We start from the raw sequence: 12,745 nt of genomic DNA, 5'->3' as shown, positions 1-12,745 counted from the left end.
TTCTGCGCTGCCCGCATAATTCGAACGCCATGTTCCTGACCGTGCCCACGCTGCTGACCTGGACGCGCATCGCGGCCATCCCGCTGATCGTGGCGGTGTTTTACGTGCCGGGCTGGCCAGTGGCTTGGGCCAACGCGGTGGCCACCGGTCTGTTCATCGTCTTCGCGCTGACCGACTGGGCCGACGGCTACCTGGCGCGGCGGCTCAACCAGACCTCGGCGTTCGGCGCCTTCCTCGACCCGGTGGCCGACAAGTTCCTGGTCAGCGCCTGCATCCTGGTGCTGGTGCACCTGGGGCGCGCCGACGTGTTCGCCGGCCTTATCATCATCGGACGCGAGATCGCGATCTCGGCGCTGCGCGAGTGGATGGCGCAGATCGGCGCCACGCGCAGCGTGGCGGTGCACCTGGTGGGCAAGCTCAAGACCGCCACGCAGATGGTGGCGATCCCGTTCCTGCTCTACGACGGCGTGCTGTGGGGCGTCGATACGCGCTGGTGGGGCACGCTGCTGCTGTGGGTGGCGGTGGTGCTGACGGTGTGGTCGATGGTCTATTACCTGCGCCGCGCGATTCCCGAAATCCGCGCCCGCGCGCGCTGACCGGCTGGCCTGCTCCGCGCCGATGACCGCCGCCGACGACTCCGCCTGGATCCGCGCGATGCCCGCGGTGTTCGTGCTGATCTGGAGCACGGGTTTCATCGTCGCGCGCTTCGGCATGCCGCACGCGCCGCCAATGACCTTCCTGGCGTGGCGCTACGCGCTGTCGATCGCCTGCTTCGGGGTATGGATCGCGTTGGCGCGCGTCGCGTGGCCGCGCACGCCGGCGCAATGGGGGCACCTGGCCGTCACCGGTGTCCTGATGCACGCCGGCTACCTGGGGGGTGTGTGGGCGGCCGTCAAGGCCGGCATGGGCGCGGGGCTGTCGGCGCTGATCGTCGGCCTGCAGCCGGTGCTGACGGCAGTGTGGCTCTCGTCCACCGGCGGGCGCGTGACGGCACGCCAGTGGCTGGGGCTGACGCTGGGCCTGGCCGGGCTGGTGCTGGTGGTGTGGCACAAGTTCGGTCACGGCGGCCCCGGCGACAGCGCCACACCGGTGAATCTGGCGTTTGCGGTGGCGGCGCTGCTGTCCATCACCACCGGCACGCTGTACCAGAAGCGCTTTCTGGCCCCCTGCGACGTGCGCACCGCCAACACCGTGCAGCTGGCCGCGGCGCTCATGGTGACGCTGCCGCTGGCGTGGCTGGAGCGCGAGCCGATGCACTGGAACCTGGAGTCCGCCGGCGCGATGGCGTGGTCGGTGCTGGGCCTGACGCTGGGCGGCAGCTCGCTGTTGTACCTGCTGATCCAGCGCGGCGCGGCCGCGTCCGTGGCCAGCCTCATGTACCTGGTGCCGCCGTGCACGGCGCTGATCGCCTGGGCGCTGTTCGGCGAGCCGATCACCGCCATGACGCTGGCCGGCACGGCGCTTGCCGCCGTGGGCGTGGCGCTGGTGGTGCGAAGCCCGCGTCCATCCCCGCCATAAGGCTTGAACCCCAGGGGGCAGCTAGAATACGTCGCTTTGACGGCGCGTCTGGAGTCCAAGCCAGGCGTTGCGGTTCAGTGAGGGCCGACCATGAACAAAGCGCAACTGATTGAGCATATCGCCGAGCAAGCCCAGCTCACGCGCCAAGAAGCGGCGCGGGCGCTGGAAGCGATGCTCGACGGCGTCAAGCGCACACTGGCGCGTGGAGGGGAGGTGACGCTGGTGGGGTTTGGCACTTTCGCTGTCGATGAACGCGCGGCCCGCAAAGGACGCAATCCCCAAACGGGTGAGGTCGTGCAAATCCCAGCCGCTAGAATCCCAAAATTTCGACCCGGCAAAGCCTTGCGTGATGCCGTGGCGTCGTCTTGAAGGCCCGGCAAGAGCGGGAACATGGCGCGGGTGCTTAGCTCAGTTGGTAGAGCGGCGCCCTTACAAGGCGTAGGTCGGCGGTTCGAATCCGTCAGCACCCACCAGCCGCGTCGCTTTATGGATCGTTCTGGCCCAGCGCCATGTTGCCTTTTCGGTGCACGTCGATGCGCCGCCTGCACGCTTGGCGTTGCGGCGGCGCGGCGAAGATCGCGCGGCGCTGATCTTCGATTCCTGACTCTGATGCAGCCCAGGCTCCATGTTTGACCTGTTTCGCCACAACATGAAGGTGCTGATGGCACTGCTCATGTTGTTGATCATCCCCTCGTTTGTTTTTTTCGGTGTGCAGGGTTACACCAGTTTGGCGCAACGCTCAGAGCCAGTGGCGCGCGTCAACGGTGAGCGCATCACGCGCGCCGAGTGGGAAGCCGCGCACCGGCGCGAAGTGGAGCGGCTGGCGGCGGCCATGCCAGGGCTTGACCGGGCTTTGTTGGAGAGCGAAGACAGCCGCCGCGCCACGTTGCAGCGCCTCATCGATGAGCGTGTGCTAACTCAAGCAGCCCAGGATCAGCGCTTGGTCGTCACCGACCGGCGCTTGGCCGCTGAGCTGCTGCGTGATCCGGTGATCGCCAGCTTGCGCAAGCCCGACGGCACGCTGGATACGCAGCGCTACCACGACCTGCTGCGCAGCCAGGGCTTGACGGCTGAGCAATACGAGGCGCTGGTGCGGGCCGACCTCATGCGTCGGCACTGGCTGGAGGTGGTGCAGCGCAGCGCTTGGGCGCCGACGGCCAGCGTCGAGCTGGCCGCCGCTGCATGGTTTGAGCAGCGCGAGGTGGCGCTGGCGATGTTTCGGTCTGCCGACCACGCCGCCGCGGTGCGCGTATCCGACGAGGAGCTGCGCGCCTACCACGCTCAGCATGCGGATGATTTCCGCACGCCGGAGCAGGCGGTGGTGGAGTATTTGCTGCTGGACCGTGATGCCGTGGCGCGGCGCTTGCAGCCCAGCGAGGAGGAGCTGCGCCAATACTACGAGCAAAACGTCGTGCGTGCCAGCCAGCGCGAACAGCGGCGCGCCGCGCACATTCTGTTGCAGGCCGACACGCCGCAGGCCAAGTCGCGCGTGCGCCCGCAAGCGGAGCAGCTGCTGGCCGAAGCGCGTGCGCATCCAGAGCGCTTCGCCGAGCTGGCGCGCCAGCACTCCCAAGATCCGGGCTCGGCCCAACAGGGGGGCGATCTGGGCTGGTTTGGGCGCGGTACGATGGTCAAGCCGTTCGAAGACGCGGTGTTTGCGCTGACCAAGGGGCAAATCTCCGATCTGGTCGAAACCGAATTCGGCTGGCACATCATCCGCCTGTTGGACGTGCGGCAAGAGCCGGTGGAGCCATTTGAGCGCCTGCGCGATCGACTGGCGCAAGAATGGCGCCAGCAGCGCGCTGGGCGCGAATTTGCGGAGTTGGCCGAGCGGCTGGGCAACCTCGCCTATGAGCGCCCCGACACGTTGCAGCCTGCGGCTGAAGCCTTGGGGTTGGCGGTGCGCCGGGCCACCGTGCAGCGGCAAGGGGCGGTGGCAGGCGACCTCGACCCGGCGCTGAACGAGCCGGTCGCGTTGCGCGCGATCTTCGACGACGAGGCGCTGCAGCGCAAGCTCAACAGCCGCGCCCTCGAGCTGCGCGGGCCGCGCGTGCTGGTGGTGCGGGTGGTGGAGCATCACCCTTCGCAGCCGCAGCCGCTGGAGGCGGTCGAGGCGCAGGTGCGGCAAGCGCTGGTGGCCGAGCGGGCCCGTCAGGCCGCCTTGCAGGAGGCCCAGCAACGCTGGCAACAGTGGCAGGCCAAAGCGCCGCCAGACAACGCGCTACGTGCCCCGGTGATCGTGTCGCGCCAGAACACGCAAGGGCTGCCGCCTCGGCTGGTGCGCGCGGCGTTGAGCGTACCCCTGCAAGGCGAGGCCGCGGCGTGGACGTGGGTGGATCTTGGCTCTGAGGGCGCGGCGGTGCTGCGCGTGCGCCGCGCCGCGGCGCGTGCCGCCCCGCAGGCCGTCGAAGCCCTCCAAGAAGCGCGCGAATTGGCCCGGCTATGGGGAGAAGGCGAGGCGCAGGCGCTGCGCGCGGCGCTGCGCGATCGTTATCGTGTGGAGTGGCTGGTGAAATGACCTCTTTGCCGCATCAGACCCGCGCAGAGTTGCGGCAACCGTTATAATGCAGGTTTCTGCGGTGGCTGTAGCTCAGTTGGTAGAGTCCCAGATTGTGATTCTGGTTGTCGTGGGTTCGAGTCCCATCAGCCACCCCAGCCGTTCAGGTGATGCAACCCCCGTCGTCTCAAGCAGCGGCGGGGGTTTGTCGTTTTGAGCTGCGCCATGGCCAAAGGCATGATCCTCGCCGCGGGGCAGGGCACCCGCGTGCGCCCGCTGACCAAAGACCTGCCCAAGCCGATGATCCCCATCCTGGACAAGCCGGTGATGGAGTATTTGGTGGAGCGGCTGGCGGCGCACGGCGTGCGCCAGATCATGGTCAACGTGGCCTGGAACCACCACAAGATCGAACAATACTTCCGCGACGGGCGCCGCTGGGGCGTGGAGATCGGCTACTCGTACGAAGGCGCCTACGAGCACGGCGACATCCTGCCGCGGCCGCTGGGCTCGGCGGGCGGCATGAAGCGCATCCAGGACATGAGCGGCTTCTTCGACGAGACCACCATCGTCCTGTGCGGCGATGCGCTGGTGGATCTGGACATCTCCGCCGCGCTGGCGGAGCACTGCGCCAAGGGGGCGCTGGCCAGCGTGGTGACGCTGCCGGTGCCGCGCGAACAGGTCGGCAACTACGGCATCGTGGTGGCCGATGAGGACGGGCGCGTGGTGTCGTTTCAGGAAAAGCCCCGGCCCGAGGAGGCGCGCTCGAACCTGGCCAGCACCGGCATCTACATCTTCGAGCCGGCGGTGCTGGACCTGGTGCCGTCGGGGCGGGTGTTCGACATCGGCGCCGAGCTGTTTCCGTTGCTGGTGGAGCGCGGCTTGCCGTTTTACGCGCAGAGCCGGCCGTTTCACTGGATCGACATCGGGCGCGTCAGCGACTACTGGTCGGTGCTGCAGCGCGTGCTCAGCGGCGAGATCGCCGACCTGCGCATGCCCGGCACCGAGGTGCGCCCAGGCGTGTGGGTCGGGCTCAACACCCGCATCGACTTCGACCGCGTGCAGGTCACCGGGCCGGTCTACATCGGCTCCAGCGTGCGGCTGGAGGAGGGCTGCTCGATCGTCGGCCCGGCCTGGATCGGCCACGGCAGCCACCTGCGCGCCGGCTCGCGCGTAGAGCGCAGCGTGCTGTTTGAATACACCCGCATCGGCGCCGGCATGCTGTTTCAGGACATGATCGTCTCGCCGAGCTACTGCGTCGATCGGTATGGCCGCGCCACCTACGTCGGCGATGACCGTTGCCCGTTGCGCTGGGGGGATGCGCGCGGCTGAGGGACAGGGCGGCTGGCGCCGGGGCGCCTCTACAATGCCAAGCCATGCGGATCTTGCTGTCCAACGACGACGGCTACCAGGCTCCTGGGCTGCAGGCGCTGGCGCAGGCTTTGGCGGCGTTTGCCGACGTTGAGGTGGTGGCGCCGGAGCACAACAACAGCGCCAAATCCAACGCGCTCACCCTCAACGCCCCGCTGTATGTGCACCGCGCTTCGTCGCGCGTGCGCTACGTCAACGGCACGCCAGCCGACTGCGTGCACATCGCGTTGACCGGTTTGTTGGACTACCGCCCCGATTTGGTGGTGTCCGGCATCAACAACGGCGCCAACATGGGCGACGACACCATTTACTCCGGCACGGTCGGCGCGGCCATGGAAGGTTACTTGTTCGGGGTGCCGGGCATTGCGTTTTCGCTGACGGAAAAGGGCTGGGCTTACCTGGACGACGCGGTGGCCGTGGCGGTGGAGTTGATTCAAGGGTTGCAGCCGATGCTGTCGTCGGCGCGCGAGCCGGCGCCGCATCCGCAGCCGTGGCTGCTTAATGTCAACATCCCAAGCCTGCCGCGCGCGCAGATTCGCGGCTTCAAAGTGGCGCGTTTGGGTCGGCGCCACGCCGCCGAGCCGGTGATCACCCAGGTCAACCCGCGCGGCGAAACCATGTATTGGATCGGCGCGGCTGGCCCCGCCAAGGACGACGCCGAGGGCACCGATTTTTACGCCACGCAGCAAGGCTACGTTTCCATCACCCCGCTGCAAGTGGATTTGACCGACCATGCGCGCCTGGCCTATTGGGCCCAGACGGCGGCGGCTTTAAGCGTGCAAGCGCGCGGCGCGGTCGGCGGCGCAGCCGGTGCGCTGAAGGCCGGCGGGCAGGTCAGGCCGTGACGTCGCCATCCGGACCTCGGTCGAAGGCGTCGCGCTTTCCCGCGCGACCCGCTTGGTTGCAAGCGTTCCCCATGCGTTCCGTCGCTGGCCAGGCGGCTGCGCCGGCGGCGGGCGTCGGGTTGGATTCCGCCAGGGTGCGCCAAGCCCTGGTGCAGCGCCTGCGTCAGCAGGGTTTGCGGCATGAGTCGGTGTTGGCCGCGCTGGCGCAAGTTGAGCGGCACCGTTTTGTGGACAGCGCCTTGGTGGCCCAGGCGTATGAAGATACGGCGTTGCCGATCGGCTGGGGTCAGACCATCTCCAAGCCCAGCGTTGTGGGCCGCATGCTGGAGCTGCTGTGCGCCGGGCGCGCGCTGCCGCTTGGGCGCGTGCTGGAAATCGGCACCGGCTGCGGTTATCAAGCCGCGCTGTTGGCGCGCCTGTGCCGCGAGGTGTATTCGATCGAGCGCATCCGCGGGCTGCACGAACGCGCGCGCGACCATCTGCGTCCGCTGCGCATCGCCAACCTGCACCTGATCTTGGGGGATGGCTGCGGCGGCTATCCGTCCGGTGCGCCCTACGCCGGCATCATCGCCGCCGCCGGCGGGGCGGAGCTGCCTGCGGCTTGGCTGGAGCAACTGGAGGTGGGCGGGCGGCTGGTGGCGCCCGCCGAAGTGCGGCCGGGCGAGCAGCGGCTGGTGGTGGTGGAGCGCACCGCCCGCGGGTGGCAGCGGCACGAGTTCGAAAGCGTGCACTTCGTGCCTCTACAATCGGGCGTCGTTTGAACGCTATCACAGCTGGAGCTGAACGCTTCCATGAATGGGTTGTTGTCCCGCCGCGCCGAAATGTGGGTGCTTTGGGGGGCGGTGGTGGCGCTGTCGGCGGGTTGCGCGGCGTCGCGCCCGCCTGCGCGCAGCGCGCCCGTGGAAGACCGGCGCGTCACGCCGACGGCCAGCGCGCCGTTGCCTGCCCCTGCGCCTCAGCCCTCGCCATCCGCCGGGGCGACGCCTGCCCCGGCTGCGCCCGTCGCGCCGCCGCCCGGGCAGGACAACGCCGGCAAGCCTGGCTACTACACCGTGCGCCCGGGTGACACGCTCTACCGCATCGGGCTGGAGCACGGCCAGAGCTGGCGCGATTTGGCCGCTTGGAACAACTTGCCCAACCCCGACCGCATCGAGGTCGGGCAGGTGCTGCGGGTGGCGCCGCCGGGGGGGGAGCCGCAGGCTGCTGGCGGTGCGATCACTCAGCCCGTGACCACGGCGCCGGTGCAACCCCGTCCGCTGCCGTCAGAGCCGCCGGCGCCGCCCGCTGCGACGCCGGCCCCGCTGCCGCCTGCGGCCGCCGCCCCTGCCAACGTCGCGCGTCCGGCGTCGCCGCCGAGTCCAGCGCCGGCCGCCGATGCCATCAGTCTGATTTGGCCTGCGCGAGGGCCGATCCTTTATCATTTCGACGAGGTGCGGCAAAAAGGCATCGGCATCGGCGGAAAAGCTGGCGATCCGGTGGTGGCGGCCGCCGACGGTCGCGTCGTGTATGCCGGCTCCGACCTGCGCGGCTATGGCAACCTCATCATCATCAAGCACAACAACACCTACCTCACGGCCTACGCGCACAACCAGAGCCTGCTGGTGCGCGAGGATCAGACCGTGCGCCAGGGGCAGAAGATCGCCGAGATGGGCAGCAGTGACGCCGACCGCGTCAAGCTGCACTTCGAGGTGCGCCGCCAGGGCAAGCCGGTCGATCCGCTGAGCCTGCTGCCGAGCCGCTGATGGACAACCTGGAACCCGACGTGGCCGCCGACGGCGCGGCCGGCTTGGCTGCCGCCGACGTCTGCGTGACCCCGATGCCGTCGCGGCCGGCCGGCGTGCCGCCGGAGGCGCTGCCGGTGCACGGCATCGATCTCGAGGCGCACGGCATCGCGCGCCGCCCGGACGGCAAGGTGGTGTTCATCGAAGGCGCGCTGCCGGGCGAGTGGGTGCAGGTGCGCGTGACGCGCCGCAAGCCGCAGTGGGAGGCCGCCGAGGCCATCGAGGTGCACCGGCCTTCGGCGCTGCGGGTGGCGCCGCGCTGCCCGCACTTTGGCTTGCACGCCGGCGCCTGCGGCGGCTGCCGCATGCAGCACATCGACGCGCTGGCGCAGGTGGCGATCAAGCAGCGCGCGCTGGAGGACAGCCTGTGGCGCCTCGGCAAGGTGCGGCCGCAGCGCATCCTGCCGCCGATCGCCGGCCCGGCGTGGGGCTACCGCTGGCGCGCGCGGCTGGCGGTGCGCCACGTGCCGAAGAAGGGCGGGGTGCTGATCGGCTTTCACGAGCGCCAGAGCCGCTACGTGGCCGACATGACGAGCTGCGCGGTGCTGCCGCCGCACGTGTCGGCGCTGCTCAAGCCGCTGCGGGCGCTGGTGATGGCGCTGCAGGCGCGCGACCGCTGCCCGCAGCTCGAGCTGGCCTGCGGCGAGGGTGTGACCGCGCTGGTGCTGCGCCACCTGGAGCCGCTCACCGACGCCGACCGCGACCGCCTGCGCGCGTTCGCCCGCGCGCATCCGCAGGCGGCGCTGCAGTGGTGGCTGCAGCCGGCCGGCCCCGATAGCGTGCACCGGCTGGACGAGGACGACGGCACGCCGCCGTTGACCTACCGGCTGCCGGAGTTTGACCTCGTGATGCCGTTTCGCCCGACCGACTTCACGCAGGTCAACCCACACATCAACCGCGTGCTGGTGGCGCGCGCGCTGCGGCTGCTGCAGGCGCGGCGCGACGAGCGCGTGATCGACTGGTTCTGCGGACTGGGCAACTTCACGCTGCCAATCGCCACCCAGGCCGGCCGCGTGCTGGGCGTGGAAGGCAGCGAGGCGCTGGTGGCGCGCGCGCGCGCCAACTGGGCCGCCAACCAGGCGCGCCGCGGGGGCCTGGCGCCGACCGAGTTCGTGGCGCGCAACCTGTTCACGATGACGCCGGCGCAGCTGGTGGCCGACGGTGTGGCGCAGCGCTGGCTGGTCGATCCGCCGCGCGAGGGGGCGTTTGCGCTGGCCAAGGCGCTGGCCGACCTGCATCAGGCGGCGCTGGCGGGTAGCGAGCCGCCAAGCACGCCGGACGGGCAGCCGTGGCAGCCGCCGCGGCGCATCGTCTACGTCAGCTGCAACCCGGCGACGCTGGCGCGCGACGCCGGGCTGCTGGTGCATCAGGCTGGCTACGTCTGTCGCGCCGCCGGCGTCGTCAACATGTTCCCGCACACCGCCCACGTGGAAAGCGTGGCGGTGTTCGACCGGCCTGATAACCCCGAGCCGGTGGGCGTTAGCGGTTAGCAGGCGGGCGGGCGTTGGCGGTTGGCGCGGGGGCCGAGTTGGGCGCGGCGCTGCCGTTGCCATTGACCGATCCGGGCGTGGGGCCGGAGGCGGCGCTGGCCGACCCGGGCGTGGGTTCGATCACCTCCTCACGCGGCTGCGCTGACTCGTCCTGGCGCAGCGTCGGCGCAGCCGGCGGGATGTTGTTTTCGCGCATGTATTCATCCATTTCGCGCCAGCCGGCAAAGATGGCGGCCTTGGAGGCTTTGGGGTTGCTGGCGTAACAATCCTCCAGGCTGCGTTGGGTGTGCCGGCAGGCGGCGCCGATGGCCTTGCCTTCGGCTTCGCGCCGTTGGGCTTGTTTGGCTGGCGTTTCAATGCCCAGCATGTCGCAGCCAGCCAAGGGCCATGACACGAAGAACGCCAAGCCGACGGTCAGGAGCACCGGGTGGCGAGCGCGCAAAGACGTCATGATCCGAATTGTGCCGTGGGTTGAGCGCTTGGCCCAACACCCTACGCTAAATGCGAAACGGCCCGCTTCGCCGACGCGGAGTCGATCGGGTAGCTCGCGGCTGTCGGCGCTTGGCGCCTACCTGGCGCACCAACAAAAGCGCCCCCATCGAGGGGGCGCAGGGCGTTCAAGCCTTGCCTTGACGGCTGGCCGCAGCCTTACTCGCGCTCGCCGCCGAAGATCCCCAGCAGCGCCAGCAAGCTTTGGAAGATGTTGAAGAGGCTCAGATACAAGGCCAGCGTGGCGGTGATGTAGTTGGTTTCGCCGCCATCCACGATGCGCTTGAGATCCACCAGCAAGAAAGCGCTGAAAATGCCGATGGCCATCACCGACAGCGCCGCCATGAAGGCCGTGCTGCCGACAAACGCGTTGATGATGCCGCCCACCAGCAACACGATGGCGCCGAAAAACAGCCACTTGGACAGCCCTTCCAGGTCACGCTTGATGACCGTGGAGAGGTTGGCCATCACAAGAAACACCGCCGCGGTGCCGCCGAACGCCGTCATCACCAGCTGCGCGCCGTTGGCCAAGCCCAGCACCGCTGCCAGCAGGCGCGACAGCATCAGGCCCATGAAGAAGGTGAAGCCCAGCAGCAGCGCCACGCCGGCGCCGGAGTGTTTGTAGCGCTCAATGGCAAACATGAAGCCAAATGCGCCTGCCAGAAACACCACCAGGCCGACCCAGCCCGACAACGCGGCGGCGACGCCAGTGGCCACGCCGATCCAGGCCCCCAACACTGTGGGCAGCAGGCTCAGCGCCAGCAAAGCGTAGGTGTTGCGCAGGACGCGATGCCGCTCGTGGCGCGCAACCAAGGTGTCCGAGCGAAGGGTGGTGTCAAAGCTCATCGTCAGTGGCCTCCTGTGTGGTGCGCAAGTGTAACTTCGTTACGCCAACTTGGATACGGTGGGCTGGCGAAAGTTCACCGCGCCGGCTCGGTGACAAACCCCACCCCTTGCACACCGGCTTGCTGCGCCGCGGCCAGCACCTTGGCCACCCGTTCATAGCGCACGTCGCGGTCGGCCAGCAAGTGCAGAGGGGGTTGCGGATCCAGTGCGCCGATTTGCTGCAACCGCAGCTCCAGCTGAGCCTCTTGCAGCGTTTCGTCGTTCCAGCGGTAGCCGCCATCGGCCAACACCGTCAACCGCACCGCCTGCGGGGGCGGCTGCAGTGGTTCGGCGTTGGCTTGCGGCAACTTGACTTGCACCGCGTGTTGCATCACGGGGATGGTGATCATGAACACGATCAGCAACACCAGCATGACGTCGATCAGCGGGATCATGTTGATTTCGCTCATCGGTTCGTCCTGGTCGTGGTCACTGACTTGCATCGCCATGGTTGAGCCTCCACGGAGTTGTGGTCAGGGCTTGCGTGCAGCGCTTCAGGCGCGCAGCGCCCGCACACGGGCGTCAGCAGCCGGCGCTGGCGCGCGCGCCGCCACCCGCGCTCCCGTGACAAAGTAGGCATGCAGCTCGTGCGCGAAGCGGTTGAGCTGGTGCACCAGCGCTTTGTGCCCTCGCACCAGCGCGTTGTAGCCGAGCACCGCCGGGATGGCCACCGCCAATCCCAGCGCGGTCATGATCAGCGCCTCGCCGATGGGCCCGGCGACCTGATCGAGCCCGGCGTTGCCAGAGGCGCCGATGCCCACCAGCGCATGATAAATGCTCCACACCGTGCCAAACAGGCCCACAAACGGCGCAGTGGAGCCCACCGAGGCCAGCAGCCAAAGCCCGGCCTGCAGCCGCGCCACGCAGTCGTCGATGGCCTGCCGCAGCGCGCGCTGCACCCAGTCGCTGAGGTCCAGCTGATCGTGCAGCTGCGGAGGGCGCGCGGCCACGTCGTCGCGGCCCTGCAGGTGCGCGGCGGCGTCTCGGCCCTGTTGGGCCAGCAAGCGAAATGGGTTGTCGGGCTCGCGCCCGAGCCGATCCAGCCCGTCGGCGAAATCGCTGGCATGCCAAAAAGCCTCGACGCGTCGAGCCTGCGCGCGGTGCCGGCGCAAATCCAGCGCCTTCAAGATGATCAGCACCCACGACAGCACCGACATCATCAGCAGCAGCACGGCAATCGTGCGGATGACGCCGTCGCCCTGCGCCCACAGGTGGGCCAGGCCGAAGGCGGCAGGAGGTTGGACGGTTTCCATCTTCGAAGCTCCGGTTGAAATTGAAAAGACACGCTCGCTTGGGGGACGGCCCCCGCGGCGCGGCGGGTTGCGGCGTCGTCACTCCAACACGAATTGGATCGGTACCAAAAACCACATCGCCTCGGGCACGCCGTCGCGCTTGCCGGGCACGTAACGCCAGCGCAGCACCGCTTCCAAGGCAGCCTTGTCGAGCCGCTCATAGCCGCTGGAGGTGCGGATTTCAGCCGCGGAGGCGGTGCCGTCCGGCTCGATGCGCACCCGCAGCACGACGCGGCCTTGCTCGCCGAGCCGCCGCGACAGCGCCGGGTAGGCGGGCGGAGGGTTGTTGAGGTAGGCGGCGCTGGCCGAAGGCAGCTCAATCTTGGGCGGTGGCGCAGGCGGCGCAGCGGCCACGGCAGGCGCAGCGGGCGCCGCCACGGGAGCCGCCGCCGCGCTGGGGCCCGGCGCGCTGGGGGCGGGCGGCGACGTGGGAGCGGGATCCCGCAGCGCTTCAGCCACCGGCGTCGGCGCTGGCGTGGGCTCTGCGGCCTGGCTGGGCTCAGCCGCCGTCGGGGTGACCGGTGGCCGCGTCGGTTGGCTCGTCGCAGCCTGGGTGCGAGGCCGGGGCGAGGGGGCGGGC

The 12,745-nt window shown here is 69.2% G+C and carries 14 protein-coding genes and 2 tRNA genes; 11 read left to right on the top strand and 5 right to left on the bottom strand.

All coding sequences use genetic code 11. The features are described 5' to 3' along the window. The first annotated feature begins 29 nt into the window (after positions 1-29). From pgsA to rlmD, 11 genes are all read left to right on the top strand, one after another. On the top strand, positions 30-596 hold the full coding sequence (gene pgsA / locus Talka_RS05930; RefSeq protein WP_143890204.1) for a CDP-diacylglycerol--glycerol-3-phosphate 3-phosphatidyltransferase: 567 nt from the start codon (positions 30-32) through the stop codon (positions 594-596). Positions 597-618: 22 nt separating this feature from the next. Beyond that, the gene (locus Talka_RS05925) at positions 619-1,518 is read left to right on the top strand and encodes a DMT family transporter (protein WP_143890203.1); all 900 of its coding nucleotides are present in this window, start codon (positions 619-621) and stop codon (positions 1,516-1,518) included. A 90-nt stretch (positions 1,519-1,608) separates the two neighbouring features. Beyond that, complete coding sequence (locus Talka_RS05920) at positions 1,609-1,887, top strand: HU family DNA-binding protein (RefSeq protein WP_143890202.1); 279 nt, start codon at positions 1,609-1,611, stop codon at positions 1,885-1,887. Positions 1,888-1,915: 28 nt separating this feature from the next. Further along, a tRNA-Val gene (locus tag Talka_RS05915) sits at positions 1,916-1,991 on the top strand. Between the two features lie 152 nt (positions 1,992-2,143). After that, positions 2,144-4,036: a SurA N-terminal domain-containing protein gene (locus Talka_RS05910; RefSeq protein ID WP_143890201.1), complete on the top strand. Its 1,893-nt coding sequence runs from the start codon at positions 2,144-2,146 to the stop codon at positions 4,034-4,036. 61 nt (positions 4,037-4,097) lie between these two features. Beyond that, positions 4,098-4,173 (top strand) — tRNA-His (locus Talka_RS05905). A gap of 79 nt (positions 4,174-4,252) precedes the next feature. Next, a complete protein-coding gene (locus Talka_RS05900) occupies positions 4,253-5,344 on the top strand; it encodes a nucleotidyltransferase family protein (RefSeq protein ID WP_221933858.1) in 1,092 nt (363 codons plus the stop codon). A 44-nt stretch (positions 5,345-5,388) separates the two neighbouring features. After that, a complete protein-coding gene (gene surE, locus Talka_RS05895) occupies positions 5,389-6,228 on the top strand; it encodes a 5'/3'-nucleotidase SurE (protein ID WP_143890199.1) in 840 nt (279 codons plus the stop codon). A gap of 71 nt (positions 6,229-6,299) precedes the next feature. Further along, positions 6,300-6,989 (top strand): protein-L-isoaspartate(D-aspartate) O-methyltransferase, encoded by a 690-nt coding sequence (locus tag Talka_RS05890; RefSeq protein ID WP_143890198.1) that lies wholly within the window; start codon positions 6,300-6,302, stop codon positions 6,987-6,989. 30 nt (positions 6,990-7,019) lie between these two features. Continuing rightward, positions 7,020-7,970, top strand: coding sequence for a peptidoglycan DD-metalloendopeptidase family protein (locus Talka_RS05885; RefSeq protein WP_246100595.1), 951 nt, complete (start codon positions 7,020-7,022; stop codon positions 7,968-7,970). A 74-nt stretch (positions 7,971-8,044) separates the two neighbouring features. Beyond that, the gene (gene rlmD, locus Talka_RS05880; protein ID WP_143890324.1) at positions 8,045-9,499 is read left to right on the top strand and encodes a 23S rRNA (uracil(1939)-C(5))-methyltransferase RlmD; all 1,455 of its coding nucleotides are present in this window, start codon (positions 8,045-8,047) and stop codon (positions 9,497-9,499) included. Here the strand turns inward: rlmD and Talka_RS05875 are convergent. The 5 genes from Talka_RS05875 to Talka_RS05855 form a co-directional block, all read right to left on the bottom strand. Beyond that, positions 9,489-9,950 carry a hypothetical protein gene (locus Talka_RS05875; RefSeq protein ID WP_143890197.1) on the bottom strand — a complete coding sequence of 154 codons (462 nt, stop codon included), beginning with the start codon at positions 9,948-9,950 and terminating at the stop codon, positions 9,489-9,491. The two genes, rlmD and Talka_RS05875, sit on opposite strands and share 11 nt — an antisense overlap. A 197-nt stretch (positions 9,951-10,147) precedes the next feature. Beyond that, the gene (locus tag Talka_RS05870; protein ID WP_143890196.1) at positions 10,148-10,834 is read right to left on the bottom strand and encodes a Bax inhibitor-1 family protein; all 687 of its coding nucleotides are present in this window, start codon (positions 10,832-10,834) and stop codon (positions 10,148-10,150) included. A gap of 74 nt (positions 10,835-10,908) precedes the next feature. Further along, positions 10,909-11,322 (bottom strand): ExbD/TolR family protein, encoded by a 414-nt coding sequence (locus Talka_RS05865; RefSeq protein ID WP_143890195.1) that lies wholly within the window; start codon positions 11,320-11,322, stop codon positions 10,909-10,911. Positions 11,323-11,367: 45 nt separating this feature from the next. After that, entirely contained in the window at positions 11,368-12,126 is a 759-nt protein-coding gene (locus Talka_RS05860) for a MotA/TolQ/ExbB proton channel family protein (protein ID WP_143890194.1), read from the bottom strand. A 78-nt stretch (positions 12,127-12,204) separates the two neighbouring features. After that, positions 12,205-12,745: energy transducer TonB (locus Talka_RS05855; protein ID WP_143890193.1), on the bottom strand; the 541-nt coding region annotated here is incomplete at its 5' end.

This window comes from Tepidimonas alkaliphilus, from assembly GCF_007556595.1.
Classification (GTDB): domain Bacteria; phylum Pseudomonadota; class Gammaproteobacteria; order Burkholderiales; family Burkholderiaceae_C; genus Tepidimonas; species Tepidimonas alkaliphila.
Note: the sequence above shows the minus strand (reverse complement) of the source record. Positions and strands in the feature narration are given on the sequence as shown.

Excerpts from the sequence above, each read along its gene's own strand:
- pgsA (WP_143890204.1), top strand. The coding sequence starts at position 30 with ATGTTCCTGACCGTGCCCACGCTGCTGACCTGGACGCGCATCGCGGCC.
- Talka_RS05925 (WP_143890203.1), top strand. The coding sequence starts at position 619 with ATGACCGCCGCCGACGACTCCGCCTGGATCCGCGCGATGCCCGCGGTG.
- Talka_RS05920 (WP_143890202.1), top strand. The coding sequence starts at position 1,609 with ATGAACAAAGCGCAACTGATTGAGCATATCGCCGAGCAAGCCCAGCTC.
- Talka_RS05910 (WP_143890201.1), top strand. The coding sequence starts at position 2,144 with ATGTTTGACCTGTTTCGCCACAACATGAAGGTGCTGATGGCACTGCTC.
- Talka_RS05900 (WP_221933858.1), top strand. The coding sequence starts at position 4,253 with ATGATCCTCGCCGCGGGGCAGGGCACCCGCGTGCGCCCGCTGACCAAA.
- surE (WP_143890199.1), top strand. The coding sequence starts at position 5,389 with ATGCGGATCTTGCTGTCCAACGACGACGGCTACCAGGCTCCTGGGCTG.
- Talka_RS05890 (WP_143890198.1), top strand. The coding sequence starts at position 6,300 with ATGCGTTCCGTCGCTGGCCAGGCGGCTGCGCCGGCGGCGGGCGTCGGG.
- Talka_RS05885 (WP_246100595.1), top strand. The coding sequence starts at position 7,020 with ATGAATGGGTTGTTGTCCCGCCGCGCCGAAATGTGGGTGCTTTGGGGG.
- rlmD (WP_143890324.1), top strand. The coding sequence starts at position 8,045 with ATGCCGTCGCGGCCGGCCGGCGTGCCGCCGGAGGCGCTGCCGGTGCAC.
- Talka_RS05875 (WP_143890197.1), bottom strand. The coding sequence starts at position 9,950 with ATGACGTCTTTGCGCGCTCGCCACCCGGTGCTCCTGACCGTCGGCTTG.
- Talka_RS05870 (WP_143890196.1), bottom strand. The coding sequence starts at position 10,834 with ATGAGCTTTGACACCACCCTTCGCTCGGACACCTTGGTTGCGCGCCAC.
- Talka_RS05865 (WP_143890195.1), bottom strand. The coding sequence starts at position 11,322 with ATGGCGATGCAAGTCAGTGACCACGACCAGGACGAACCGATGAGCGAA.
- Talka_RS05860 (WP_143890194.1), bottom strand. The coding sequence starts at position 12,126 with ATGGAAACCGTCCAACCTCCTGCCGCCTTCGGCCTGGCCCACCTGTGG.